We start from the raw sequence: 12,868 nt of genomic DNA, 5'->3' as shown, positions 1-12,868 counted from the left end.
GAATTAAACTGATGCATGTGCTTGCCGGTATCTGCGGCGGGCTTGTTCGGGTGATCGTGCATCCGCGGGCCAGCCTTGCCAACACCATTGGTGCAACGGTGGTCGGGGCGCTGGTGGCGGGCTATCTAACCCCAGTTGTGGCCCCTGTGCTGGAGCGCTGGCTTGGCCCCGCCGATGCAGGGGTGGAGGGCGCCACCGGCTTTATGCTCGGCATGTGCGGGTTGGCGTTATCGGAGGGGCTGATCAAACTCGCCCGCCGCTGGCGCGATGATCCACAGCTGCCAAGACAGCCAAAATGAACGCGACCGGTTTTACAAATAGAGCTGAAATGAGGGGATATTATTGAAAGTTTTACAATGGGATCTCAGCAAAACTGCGGCTATGCGCTGTTCTACCATTAAACTAATCCCCAGTAGAACCAATAGGTTAGGCGAGAGTTTTACAATCTCTCTGATGTTTCGGTGAAACGGTTTCTAGTTTGATCGCTGGCAGATGTCAATGTTCTATCTGCAAGAAAGTTATTCACCTGCGCATGAAGCTATCAAAACCACGCAGTTCCCCACAGATCGATCATGTCGTGCCTGCAAGAATGGCCTATGTGCGGCGTTGATGGCCATTGGAATCTGTTCCTTCGGGCTTGTTCTCTAGGCAAAAGCGAGGTCCTGTAAACGCTACCAGCAGTTTTTGCTGGGGCAAGCGTATTCGTTGATTGCCGTTTGCTCGCAAACTGTTACAATGCCAACAACTTTAGATATCTGTGTCCTGCAAGTCAGGGCCTCACGAAAGCACGTTATGTGACCAAAACGGGTGATCGCTCCACTGTTGCCGGAGCGGGGGCGCCCGGCGTGAAAGGCAAGCGCAAGGCAAACCGGCGCGGCCGACGTCGCAATCAACTTGCTTCCCAAAGCGGGGCTTCAGCCCCTAAGGGAGAGCAACCGCGTCCTCAAGCCAGCTTCAGTGCTGGCGAGGGGGGAGGATCATCTCTCCCTGAAGGCATCAAGAGGCAAAAGCGGCCAAAGCGCTCAAAACCCAATCGGGCTGAGCGACGTGCTTTGGCGCAAAAAATTGTTAATCCGCCTGTGGTCGAAGTGGCGCAGGAGGCCGGTGTTGTTAAACTGCAGGAGCGCGCACCTGCGGCAAACGATGCCGCGCGTGTAAAATCCACCCGTTCGGGCAAAGTGGCATCTGATAAACGCCAATCCACCTTGCAAAAGCGTGCGGGCACGCAAGAAAAAAGCGACCTGTCGAAGCCCAAGGCCTATCAGCACTCACGCCCGGGCAATAAACGACACAGCGCATGGGATGCAGCTTATCCGGCCCGTCGAGGGCCCTCTGGCGAGCGTCGTAGCGGCTTTGGCTTCGCGCAGTCTTCAGCGCACGCCCCTTCAACGCTTTATGCGGCTCTGGATCTTGGTACCAACAATTGCCGTCTGCTCATCGCAAGGCCAGAGCACCGCGGGTTTCGCGTGGTCGATGCCTATTCGCGCATTGTTCGTCTGGGCGAAGGGCTCGGCAGTTCAAAAGAGCTTTCCAGCGAGGCCATGCAGCGCGCTATTGAGGCGCTCAAGGTGTGCCATAGTAAACTGGTGGAGCGCGGCGTCGAGCGCATGCGCCTGATTGCCACGGAGGCATGCCGTGCGGCGGGCAATGGCGAGGAGTTCATTCGCCAAGTGGAAAAGCAGGCAGGCTTGCAGCTGGAGATCGTCTCGCAAGAGACCGAGGCGCGGCTCGCTGTTTCCGGTTGCGTGTCGCTGGTGGACCCGGAAGCCTATGGTGTCTTGTTGTTTGACATCGGCGGTGGTTCCTCGGAAATTGTCTGGCTGGACTTGCGTAATCGGCAAGGCGCGCGGGGCTACGCCTTAACCCGCTTTATCCGCACATGGACATCACTTCCCTTGGGAGTTGTAAATCTGGCAGAGCGCCACGGCGGCCACCATGTTACACCTGCAAGCTTCGAAGCGATGGTGGCAGACGTCAGCCAGCGGCTTGAGCAGTTTCCAATGGGCGAACAGCTCGCCCGCGCCATTGCCACTGGCAATGTTCATATGCTGGGCACATCAGGTACTGTGACCACTTTGGCCGGTGTGCATCTTGGCTTGAAACGCTATGACCGTCGCCGTGTTGATGGCGCTTGGATGGATACTGCCGATGTTTCGGCCATGATTGAGCGCCTGTTGGTTATGACCTATGAAGAACGGGTAGAAAACCCCTGTATCGGCCGCGATCGCGCCGATTTGGTCTTGGCTGGCTGTGCAATTCTTGAGGCAATCCGCCGTCGCTGGCCTTGCGAACGCTTGCGGGTTGCTGATAGAGGATTGCGCGAAGGTATCCTGATGGAATTAATGGCGGAAGACAAAGTATGGCGCACTGCCCCGGGCAAGCGCCGTCCGCAAAAACGAAAGGAAGAGCGATGAGCCAGAATAGTAGCGGCCGGGGCCGCGGCGATCGCGGCATGTTTCAAAAGGTGAAGACAGCGCGCAAACGCTCCTACTCCTCCACGCTCTGGCTCCAGCGCCAGCTTAATGATCCATATGTCCGCCGCTCTAAAGAAGATGGCTACCGCTCTCGCGCCGCCTACAAGCTCTTGGAAATCAACGAGAAGCACGAGTTGCTCAAGCCGGGCATGCGGGTCGTGGATTTGGGAGCAGCGCCGGGCGGTTGGTGTCAGATCACCGCACCAATCCTTGGCTCTACCGATGAAAACCCGCTGATTGTCGGCATTGATTACCTCGAGGTCGAGCCGATCCCGGGCGTTGTGTTGTTGCAAAAAGACTTTCTTGATGACGATGCGCCAGAGCTGCTCATGCAAGCACTGGGCGGCCATAAGCCTGACCTTGTTATGTCGGATATGGCAGCGCCCACCACAGGCCACCGCCAAACGGACCACCTGCGCACCACCTACCTTTTTGAAGTGGCGATTGATTTTGCCCAGCAAAACCTTGCCCCGGGTGGTAACTTCCTCTCCAAAGTGTTCGCCGGTGGCGCAGAAAACAAGCTGCTGCAACAACTCAAGAAAGACTTTAAAACCGTTTATCACATCAAGCCCCCTGCCAGCCGTAAGGGCAGCCCGGAAATGTTCATTCTGGCCAAAGGCTATCGCGGCACGCCTGAACAGCGCGATTAACGCCACAGGCAGCGGCGAAAACTTTCACAAAAGACGTATTCACTAAATGCAATCATGCGCGCCAAGAATGTGCAAGGCGTCTTGACGCATGGTGCAGGGTCACCTTCTGCGTTAGGCAGAGAGAAACGCTCAGCAGGAAATGGGGCATTACGCTATGCCAGCAAAACAGCATCTGTCGATCTTGCCAACCCCGCTTAGTGGGGTGGCCTTGGCGCTTGCTGCGCTTGGTTGGGTCTGGGAGGCCGCGCTTGGACTTTCTGGTGTGATGCAGTTCTCCGGCGCATTAACCGCAGCTTTGCTGCTGTTCGCTTTAGCACTCAAATTCGGAGCGCAGCCGCTGACGTTTCTGGAGGATCTGCGCCATCCCGCAACCGGTGCAGTGCTTCCGACCTTTGCAATGGCCATGCTCATAATCGCCAACGTGCTGTTTCGTTTTCACGAGCCTTTCGCCATTATTGTCTGGTGGGCCGCAACCGCGCTACACCTGCTATTTTTTGCGCTCTTTGTCATTTATCGCGTGCGAGCTTTCGCACTGGCACAGGTAACACCGCTGTGGTTCATTCCACCTGTCGGTATCCTCGTCGCCGTGCTGGTTTTTCCATTTGATCAGACATCGCACAGCCTAGCCAATGAGTTTGCGCATTATCTGCTGATATTTGGCGGAATTTTGTTTGTAGCCGTGCTGCCACTGGTGCTCTATCGTTTGGTAAAGCTGCCTGTGCTGCCAGAGCCATTACGGCCAACACTGGGGCTCATGGGCGCCCCGGCCAGTCTGCTGCTGGCTGCCTATCTGCACTGCGTCAGCCAGCCTGATGCGTGGTTTGTCCTGGGGCTTCTCCTGCTTGCACTGGCACTAAACCTGTGGCTGATTATGCAATTGCCACGCCTGTTGTTTCAGGCCTTCACCCCCGCACTTTCCGCGCTAACCTTCCCGCTGGTCATTTGCGCCAGTTGCCTGTTTCGTGTGGGGAGTTGGTCCGCAAGCCATGCGCAGTGGCAAACCCATAGTGAAGCCCTGACTGCGCTTGCCTTTCTGCAGCTATTTGTGGCGACCTGTGTGATCGCGGTAGTGGTTGCGCGCTATATATCCAACCATCGGCGTGAACTGCGCCAACAACCAGCTTAAACAGACTGCCGCATCCTCTGCGCATCAACAGCAAATTTGCCAGCGTCCTCTCGCGCCCCGATGATCGCCAAGCCATTGGCAATCGACACCAGCTCATCGCCTGAGGCCACGCGTTCTGCACCAAAGTACCCGGCGAAAGCTTGCTTGATTGCCGGAATTCGCGAGGAACCCCCGGTTAAAAACACCACGTCCACATCTTTGCGGGCGACGCCGCCACGTAGCAGCGTGTCATCCATTGCCTGTTCGATCCGCGCGATATCCGGCGCAATCCAGTGTTCAAACTCCGCCCGTGTTATCTTGGCGGACAGCTCCATCCCCAGTGGATTAAAGCAAAAATCGGCTTCTTCTTGCTGGGAGAGCGCGGCTTTCACGTCCGAAACCGCCAGATACAGCGGATAGCCCTGCTCCTCCTCAACCAGTTCCACCAGCATTTCCAGCTTTTCCGGCTCGGTGGCATAGCGGATGGTGCGCTTGATATCCTTGAACATATCGGAGGAGCGGAACACCGAGAGCAGGTTCCACTTAGCAAACTGGGAAAAATAACCGGAGGGCAGGGGCAGTTCCTTGCCCATGTTTTTGTAGGTCCCCCCCTTCCCAAGGCGCGGCAACACCACGTTTTCCACCAGTCGGTAGTCAAAGGTGTCCCCGCCGATGCCCACACCCCCTTGCGCAACAGGCGTGGCGCGCAATTCGCCGCCAGCCCCGCTAAAGTGCATCAAGGAAAAATCGGAGGTGCCGCCGCCAAAGTCGGCCACCAGCACCAATGCATCGCTTTGCAGTTGTTGCGCATAGAAAAACGCCGCCGCCACGGGCTCGTAAACAAACAGCACCTCTTCAAAGCCAAGTGCCGCCAACCCATCGCTATAGCGCTGCATGGCAAGGGCCTCATCAACAGATGCACCAGCAAACTCAACCGGCCGCCCTACGACCACACGCTTTGGTAAGGGGTGCTCTAATCCCACCCCGGCCGCTAGCATATGACCAATCAAATCGGACATTAACTGCTCAAAACCCACGGGACGCCCGCCAATAAAAGTGCCCTGAAACAGCTTGCTTGCTGCAAAGGTCTTAAAAGACTGGATAAACCGGCTCTCTTCCATCAGTTCCAGATAGCGTGCAATGGCAAATGGCCCACCTTCACTATGCATGCGTCCGCCGCGGTTTTCGTAGGAGAGCGCCGAGCGAAAGTTCTCATAGGTCGGTCCGCCGCGGGTATAACTGATCGGTGTCGCGCTGCCATCTGCAAAAGGGCGGGTGATTACGCTGTTGGTTGTACCAAAGTCAAGGCCAAGGCAATCTTGCATAACATCTCTCCAAGCTGGGCGCGGATGGCCCCTGTGGGCATTGGCCACGACAATGAGGAAACAAAAATGGCAATAAGGGGAGGGGAGACCTACGCGTTTCGCAGTCCGATTGCAACACCTGCCACGTGATTCTAAGCGAACTTTTAGAATGCGTTTTGCATGCCGGTTTTCATGGATATTTAATCGCTTTGCGAAAGAATAATCGCGTTTATCGCCAAGGAAACTTCATGATTTACCGATAGCCTTGCAACATGGCAGCATCTTCCCGCTTTTATCAGGCATAATCGCAAATGCGCTCTTTCCAATCGGCAAAACGCGTGGTAAAGACCCGCGTCAACTTCTCTACCAATCGACAGTCTGCTCCTCCCTCCGTTATGAAGCAGTAACGGAATAGGCTGGCCTATATTTCTAGAAGGGAAATTGGCAATGGCAACGTTCTTCACGCCATCTTTCGGCGATCAAGCTCTCACTTTTGATGATGTGTTGATTTTGCCCGGACACTCCGAGGTGCTTCCGGCGCAAGTGGATCTGCGTTCACAGATCACCCGTAACATCCACCTAAACCTGCCAATCCTTTCCGCCGCCATGGACACGGTGACAGAGTCCCGTTTGGCAATCGCCATGGCGCAGGCAGGCGGCCTCGGCATCATTCACAAGAATCTGGATCACGAGCGGCAGGCGGAAGAAGTCCGCCAAGTGAAAAAGTTTGAAAGCGGCATGGTGGTAAACCCGGTGGTCATTGGCCCCGATGCCACCTTGCAAGACGCTTTGAACCTCATGCAGGCCTACAACATCTCTGGCATTCCAGTGGTGGAAAATGCCGGAAAAGGCGGGGTGACCACTGGCCGCCTTGTCGGCGTGCTCACCAACAGGGACGTCCGCTTCGCTTCACGCAAAGAGCAGCTGGTTTGCGAGCTGATGACCCGCGAAGATCTTGTCACGGTTCGCGAGAGCATTTCCCAAGCCGAGGCGAAAAAACTGCTGCACCAACACCGCATCGAAAAACTGCTTGTGGTGGATGAGGCCTATAATTGCATTGGCTTGATTACCGTGAAGGATATTGAAAAAGCCAAGTTGAACCCTAACGCCTCCAAGGACGCACAAGGCCGCCTGCTTGTTGGCGCCGCCACCAGTGTGGGCGATGAAGGTCGCACCCGTGCCGAAGCCTTGGTTGATGCCGGAGTGGATGTGCTGGTCGTCGACACGGCCCATGGCCATTCGCAAGGGGTGATCTCGCAGCTGGAAGTGTTCCGCAAGGCTTTCCCGAAGGTGGAACTGGTCGCTGGTAACGTCGCCACTCGCGAAGCGACCAAGGCACTTGCAGATGTGGGCGCGGACGCTGTTAAGGTCGGCATCGGGCCGGGGTCTATCTGCACCACCCGCATTGTTGCCGGTGTTGGCGTGCCGCAGCTGACAGCTGTGTTGGAATGCGCAGATGAAGCGACCAAGCTGGGCCTGCCAATCATTGCAGACGGTGGCATAAAATACTCAGGCGACATGGCTAAGGCGTTTGCTGCCGGTGCAGGATCGGCGATGGTTGGATCACTGCTTGCAGGCACCGAAGAAAGTCCGGGCGATGTCTACTTGCATCAGGGGCGCTCCTACAAATCTTATCGAGGGATGGGGTCCGTTGGTGCAATGGCGCGTGGTTCTGCCGATCGCTACTTCCAAGCCGAAGTTTCTGATAAGTTGAAGCTGGTTCCAGAAGGTATCGAAGGGCAGGTGCCCTACAAAGGGCCGCTGTCTTCAGTGTTGCATCAGCTTGCAGGTGGGCTGCGCGCCTCCATGGGCTATGTCGGCGCGCCAACTATTCCCGAATATCGTGACCGTGCACGTTTCGTACAAATCTCGGCTGCGTCCTTCCGCGAAAGCCATGCTCATGATGTGACGATCACGCGCGAGTCACCGAACTATCCAAGCAATGTCTAACTAATCGCTATTGTAAAAGAGCGTTAAAAAAGCGAGGCAACTGCCTCGCTTTTTATGTGCTTGGAGGTGCAACGAGCGCTCCCCCTCGCAAATACCGACAAAAAACTTGGGCGAAGTGGTTTTAATCCGCACAAACATGCAGTAATCATCAGGCAACTCAAAGATATGAACTGCGGCACAACGACGTGTACCGCCAAGTTCATTGCCAAACATACTTATTCTGGGAAACATAAATGCGTGACGGTGGTCGGCTGGCAGCCGCAATTGAAGTTCTGCAAGAAATAGAGACGCGCCGCCGTCCAGTGCAAGAGGCCCTGAAAGACTGGGGCAATGCACACCGTTTTGCCGGTTCTGGCGATCGTGTTGCCATCGGTAATCTGGTTTTTGATGCGCTGCGCCACAAGCTGTCCTATGCCAATCGCATGCGGGATAGCTCTCCACGCGCTTTGGCTCTTGCCACCTACCGCTTCGGCTGGGGGCACGAGTTCGAACAGTTGGAAACGGTTTTGGCCACAGATCATCATTCTCCAGAGCCCCTGAGCGCATTAGAGCGCGAAGCGCTGGCAACGGTCGAGGCGCCTCAGCGTACCGGCTATGAAGCCGCGGATATGCCGCAATGGCTCTTTGAGAAATTTGAGCAAAATTTCGCAGATGAGGCAGTTGCGATTGGTCAGGCTCTCGCGCAGCGTGCGCCAATCGATCTGCGCTGTAACCTGCTGAAAATATCGCAGGAAAAGCTTTCGGGGCGCTTGTCCCATTTGCAGGCCGAAACCACCGGTCTAACCGCTACAGCGCTTCGACTGGCACCAGTAACCGGCGCCCGCAAAGCGCCCCATGTGCAGGCAGAAGAAGGGTTCCGCAAAGGCTGGTTTGAACTGCAAGATGAAGCCTCACAAGTAGCAGCTTCCCTTGTAGGCGTGAGGCCTGGTGAACAAGTGCTTGATTTGTGCGCGGGTGGCGGCGGCAAGAGTTTGGCGCTGGCGGCACTCATGGGAAATCGTGGTCAAATTTATGCATATGACGCGAGCAAACTGCGGCTTGCGCCTCTATACGACAGAATGTCCCGCGCAGGCGCACGCAATATTCAAGTGGTCGATCCGCAGACAGGGAACTTGAAAGAGCTTGAGGGGCGAATGGACCGTGTTATGGTTGATGCGCCATGCACAGGGACGGGGGTCTGGCGTCGGCGACCTGACACCAAATGGCGCGTCACACCTAACGCTCTGCAGGGCCGCTTGCAAGATCAGCAGAAGGTTCTGGTTGAAGCGGCGCGTTATGTACGTCCGGGCGGAACTTTGGTTTACGCCACATGTTCATTGTTGCCTGAAGAAAACCAGCATCAGGTGGCTCATTTCCTTTCAACTCACGCGGAGTTTTCTGCGATGGATATGCAAGTTGAGTGGGAACGCGCGTTCCCTGAGACAAAGGTGAGCCCGATTTTTAGTGCACCAGGTATGCTCACGCTCACTCCAGCGCATACTAATACCGACGGCTTCTTTATCGCAAAACTCCAGCGACACTCTTAAGCGCAGATTAAAGTTGCCGTTAAGAGTCGCACAGGCTTGCCGACCGCAAAAAATGACGGGAGCTGCAAAAGCAGTTCCCATTATTTTTTGCGGACATAGCCGCAGTGCTCTGCCCGATAGAACTACACTGCAGCACAGAGATAAATGAGCGGCCCTTCATCTGTTTGTAAATGCGGTCTAGTCTTGGGCGCTTCCTGTTTCATCCGTGTCTGGTGCGCTTTCGTCGTCACCGGTTGCTTTCAGCTCCCGCTCGCCAATGTCGCGGATCGCTTCCAGGATGTTCAGGCTAATATTTCGCTTCTGCGCCATCGCTGTTAACAGTTCTCGGGCAAGTTCTTTTTCGCCGATTGCGGAAAGTGCCGAGCCCAATCGATTGCCAACTTCTTGGCTTTGCGGCATCAAACGATACGCCTGCGCTGCATAACCAACAGCACGATTGTTATTCCCAAGCCGTCGCTCTGCCGCTGAGAGTTCTAGAAGGACTTCAAGGTTGTCTGGTTCGCACTCATGGATACTCTCCAGCAAAGATGCCGCTTCCGCTGCCTGATCTTCGTGCACAAGGCATTGGGCGAGTGCGAGTTTGATCTCCTGATTATGCGGCTGTTGTGCATAGGCGTTTTCAAGATATGCCCGGGCGTCACGTGGGCGTTTGCGCTGGACGAGCAGTTTTGCAAGCCCGAAAAGGGCCCCCGGCATAGTAGGGTCACTGCGCAAGGCGTTACGATAGTGAACGATTGCAACGTCAACAGAGGATAAAGCTGCTAGCGTGTCGGCCATCAATACGTGTGCCGCTGCACTGCTTGGAACAATATCCAACAAGCGCTGGCAATAGGATTGTGCAGTCTTGAACGCTTCTCGATTGAAACTGAGCAAAGCCATGCCATAAAGCGCATTGCGCTCTTGTGGGGCAACCTCGAGAACTGCACTGAATGCGGCTTCGGCTTGGTCCGGGTAACCAAGTAGATAGAGCGCATTTCCCATGCTGGTACGCGCGCTCAAATGCTCGGGTTTCATAAACAGCACTTTGCGCAGTGTGTTGATAGCCTCTCGCAAATCGCCGCCGCGCATTAAGGACAGCGCCATTTGGTAAAGCACTTCAATTTCCTCTGGGAAACGGCCAATCAGATCTTTGTAGATCGGCAGGGCTTCTTTAAAGCGTCCCGCTTTTTCCAAAACAGCAACCCGGCGCAAAGCTCTGTCGACTTCGCCTTGATGCTCGTTGCTATGCGTCATGCCGGTCATGCCCCTAAAAAACCTCTCTCCTGCGTCGTGCCCCAATTTATTTGCCCTAAACTGGAGATACGCCGCCAGCGCATGACTATCGGGTGGATAAGCAATCTCCGAATCATCGTCATGAGCTTCTGCGAGATTAGGGGGCACAGGCGGCTTCGTCAAAGCCCACTATGAGACAGATGCCATTGAAATCTTGGCAAAAAACCACTAAATCCGTTGGGTAAGAACTATCTTTGCAGGAAATTAACCTCTTACTGCGCTAACGATAGATTGTAAAAAGACACGCGCGGAACTGAAAGCTTATGGTCGATTGGGTCGGCAACCACCAAATGAACTTGTTTGAGGAAGAGCTCACAGCTGATTCTCAAAACTACTTGTGCCTACGTTTAATCGGCGTCGGTCGGCGGCTGGAGCGACGCGTCTCGGAGTATTTGCAAGAAGCCTATGACCTCACGTTGCCTGATTGGATGGTGCTCAGCGCCCTGTTGGAACACGCTCAGGTCTCTGTACGGGAAATCGGCCCGCTCACGGGCTACGACTCTGTGGCGGTTTCCCGTGCTGTGAAGCGCTTGTCAAATGCACAGCTAGTCGAGAAGAAAGAAAACTATCGCGATCGACGCCTGGTTGTCCTCACTCCAACTCAAGCCGGGCGCGAATTGGCTGGCCGTGTGATAGAAGACCTTGAACAACTTGAGGTATTGTTGCTACGCAAACTCGATGTGAACGAGCGCATCCGCTTTGGTCAAATGCTAGGACAAGTGGATCTTCCCGCATAATTCAACGGCCAAGGCACGTTTTATTCAGTGCATTTTTTTTCGCCTTGTGAAGCAGACTGCAATAGCTTTGTGACAAGCCGCGAGTTGCCCGCAAAACCTGCGAGGAACTCACTTTTTTTACCAAAAACACCAGTTGCCATCTTCAAAATTTCTCAGTCTGCATGTAGTGGTACGCCATGACAGACCGCATCCTCATAATCGACTTTGGTTCTCAGGTAACCCAGCTCATAGCACGGCGCGTGCGCGAATCTGGTGTCTACTCAGAGATCGTGCCGTTCCAGTCTGCAGAGGCAGCCTTCAAGGAGATGAATCCGAAGGCGGTTATTCTCTCAGGTGGTCCGGCTTCCACTACAGATATGGGGAGCCCCCGTGCCCCCCAGATCGTGTTTGAATCAGGCATTCCTGTACTCGGCATCTGCTACGGTCAGCAAACCATGTGCGCCCAGCTCGGCGGCAAAGTTGCCAGTTCCGATCATCGCGAGTTTGGCCGAGCTTTCGTGGAAGCGAAAAAGCCATCTCTTCTGTTTGACGGTATTTGGCAAACTGGCAGCAATCATCAAGTATGGATGAGCCACGGCGATCGTGTCGAGGCCTTGCCTGAAGGCTTTCAAGTCATAGCCACTTCCGATGGCGCGCCGTTTGCAGCGATCGCGGATGAAACACGCAGGTTCTATGGCGTACAGTTCCACCCAGAAGTTGTACACACCCCCGATGGTGCGCAGCTTATTTCCAATTTCACCCACAAGATTGCCGGGTGTGCGGGTGACTGGACAATGGCGGAATACCGCCAACAGGCAATCGAAGCGATCCGGAAGCAGGTCGGTTCAGGTCGTGTAATCTGTGGCCTCTCAGGAGGCGTCGACAGTTCTGTTGCTGCCGTGTTGATTCATGAGGCAATCGGTGACCAGCTCACCTGTATCTATGTTGATCACGGGTTGATGCGTTTGGGCGAAACCGAGCAAGTGGTTTCAATGTTCCAGGATCACTATAATATTCCTTTGGTGCATGTGGATGCATCGGATCTGTTTATAGGTCAGTTGGAAGGTGAGGCTGATCCAGAGAAAAAGCGCAAAACCATCGGGAAGCTGTTCATCGAGGTTTTCGAGGCCGAGGCGAGAAAACTGGGTGGTGCAGACTTCCTTGCACAAGGCACACTGTATCCAGATGTTATCGAAAGCGTCTCCTTCACAGGTGGTCCATCTGTAACGATCAAATCGCATCACAATGTAGGCGGCCTGCCAGAACGCATGAACATGCAACTGGTTGAGCCGCTACGCGAGCTCTTTAAGGACGAAGTGCGCGCCCTTGGTAAGGAACTTGGCCTCCCTGATAGTTTTATCGGGCGTCATCCGTTCCCCGGTCCTGGATTAGCAATCCGCTGTCCAGGTGGTATCACGCGCGGAAAACTGGATATCTTGCGCCAAGCGGACGCTATTTATCTAGATGAGATCCGCAAGGCGGGGCTTTACGATGCAATTTGGCAGGCATTCGCTGTTCTGCTCCCAGTACAAACTGTTGGCGTTATGGGCGATGGCCGTACTTACGAATTCGTCTGCGCCCTTCGTGCTGTCACATCGGTTGACGGCATGACAGCCGATTTTTACCACTATGACATGGAGTTTCTCTCCAAAGCGGCAACTCGAATAATAAACGAAGTACGTGGCATTAACCGCGTTGTCTACGATGTGACGTCAAAACCACCTGGCACCATCGAGTGGGAATAATAAAACAAGAAAGCCGGCCAAGTGTCGGCTTTTTTATTGCCCTGTTTGCGAAGCGAGGCAATTCCGAAATTGTAGGGGCGAAAGATCAAGGATTTACCTAGGCGCGGCATACTGCTTTTCTCACTA

Annotated in this window: 10 protein-coding genes; 8 read left to right on the top strand and 2 right to left on the bottom strand. The window is 54.8% G+C overall.

Annotation, left to right across the window (positions count from 1 at the left end):
• The 4 genes from AYK82_RS18100 to AYK82_RS05700 all read left to right on the top strand — a co-directional run.
• Positions 1-299 (top strand): hypothetical protein (locus AYK82_RS18100; protein ID WP_172795194.1); only part of this gene is annotated, 299 nt, incomplete at its 5' end.
• A gap of 495 nt (positions 300-794) precedes the next feature.
• Complete coding sequence (locus AYK82_RS17705) at positions 795-2,414, top strand: Ppx/GppA phosphatase family protein (protein WP_208976407.1); 1,620 nt, start codon at positions 795-797, stop codon at positions 2,412-2,414.
• Entirely contained in the window at positions 2,411-3,124 is a 714-nt protein-coding gene (locus tag AYK82_RS05705; protein ID WP_068312465.1) for an RlmE family RNA methyltransferase, read from the top strand. The genes AYK82_RS17705 and AYK82_RS05705 overlap by 4 nt, the downstream gene beginning before the upstream one ends.
• Before the next feature lie 154 nt (positions 3,125-3,278).
• Positions 3,279-4,250: a TDT family transporter gene (locus AYK82_RS05700; protein WP_068312462.1), complete on the top strand. Its 972-nt coding sequence runs from the start codon at positions 3,279-3,281 to the stop codon at positions 4,248-4,250.
• On the opposite strand, the gene AYK82_RS05695 is transcribed toward AYK82_RS05700, so the two are convergent.
• Positions 4,247-5,554 (bottom strand): Hsp70 family protein, encoded by a 1,308-nt coding sequence (locus AYK82_RS05695; protein WP_068312458.1) that lies wholly within the window; start codon positions 5,552-5,554, stop codon positions 4,247-4,249. The two genes, AYK82_RS05700 and AYK82_RS05695, sit on opposite strands and share 4 nt — an antisense overlap.
• A 426-nt stretch (positions 5,555-5,980) precedes the next feature.
• On the opposite strand from AYK82_RS05695, the gene guaB reads away from it, so the two are divergent.
• Positions 5,981-7,483 carry an IMP dehydrogenase gene (gene guaB / locus AYK82_RS05690; RefSeq protein ID WP_068312455.1) on the top strand — a complete coding sequence of 501 codons (1,503 nt, stop codon included), beginning with the start codon at positions 5,981-5,983 and terminating at the stop codon, positions 7,481-7,483.
• Positions 7,484-7,716: 233 nt separating this feature from the next.
• Entirely contained in the window at positions 7,717-9,009 is a 1,293-nt protein-coding gene (locus tag AYK82_RS05680; protein WP_068312449.1) for an RsmB/NOP family class I SAM-dependent RNA methyltransferase, read from the top strand.
• Between the two features lie 177 nt (positions 9,010-9,186).
• Here the strand turns inward: AYK82_RS05680 and AYK82_RS05675 are convergent, their stop codons facing one another.
• Entirely contained in the window at positions 9,187-10,242 is a 1,056-nt protein-coding gene (locus AYK82_RS05675; RefSeq protein ID WP_172795193.1) for a tetratricopeptide repeat protein, read from the bottom strand.
• 302 nt (positions 10,243-10,544) lie between these two features.
• Here AYK82_RS05675 and AYK82_RS05670 point away from each other — a divergent pair, with 302 nt between their 5' ends.
• Positions 10,545-11,018 (top strand): MarR family winged helix-turn-helix transcriptional regulator, encoded by a 474-nt coding sequence (locus tag AYK82_RS05670; RefSeq protein WP_068312444.1) that lies wholly within the window; start codon positions 10,545-10,547, stop codon positions 11,016-11,018.
• Between the two features lie 176 nt (positions 11,019-11,194).
• Positions 11,195-12,742, top strand: coding sequence for a glutamine-hydrolyzing GMP synthase (guaA, locus tag AYK82_RS05665; protein ID WP_068312441.1), 1,548 nt, complete (start codon positions 11,195-11,197; stop codon positions 12,740-12,742).
• The last annotated feature ends 126 nt before the right edge of the window (positions 12,743-12,868 follow it).

The organism is Polycladidibacter hongkongensis (assembly GCF_001561995.1).
Taxonomy (GTDB): Bacteria; Pseudomonadota; Alphaproteobacteria; order Rhizobiales; family Stappiaceae; genus Pseudovibrio; species Pseudovibrio hongkongensis.
The sequence above is the reverse complement of the archived record's forward strand: the minus strand, read 5'-3'. Positions and strand labels throughout refer to the sequence as shown.

Bases quoted from the DNA above. Each gene is read 5' to 3' on its own strand.
- AYK82_RS05705 (WP_068312465.1), top strand. From the start codon at position 2,411: ATGAGCCAGAATAGTAGCGGCCGGGGCCGCGGCGATCGCGGCATGTTT.
- AYK82_RS05700 (WP_068312462.1), top strand. From the start codon at position 3,279: ATGCCAGCAAAACAGCATCTGTCGATCTTGCCAACCCCGCTTAGTGGG.
- AYK82_RS05695 (WP_068312458.1), bottom strand. From the start codon at position 5,554: ATGCAAGATTGCCTTGGCCTTGACTTTGGTACAACCAACAGCGTAATC.
- guaB (WP_068312455.1), top strand. From the start codon at position 5,981: ATGGCAACGTTCTTCACGCCATCTTTCGGCGATCAAGCTCTCACTTTT.
- AYK82_RS05680 (WP_068312449.1), top strand. From the start codon at position 7,717: ATGCGTGACGGTGGTCGGCTGGCAGCCGCAATTGAAGTTCTGCAAGAA.
- AYK82_RS05675 (WP_172795193.1), bottom strand. From the start codon at position 10,242: ATGACGCATAGCAACGAGCATCAAGGCGAAGTCGACAGAGCTTTGCGC.
- AYK82_RS05670 (WP_068312444.1), top strand. From the start codon at position 10,545: ATGGTCGATTGGGTCGGCAACCACCAAATGAACTTGTTTGAGGAAGAG.
- guaA (WP_068312441.1), top strand. From the start codon at position 11,195: ATGACAGACCGCATCCTCATAATCGACTTTGGTTCTCAGGTAACCCAG.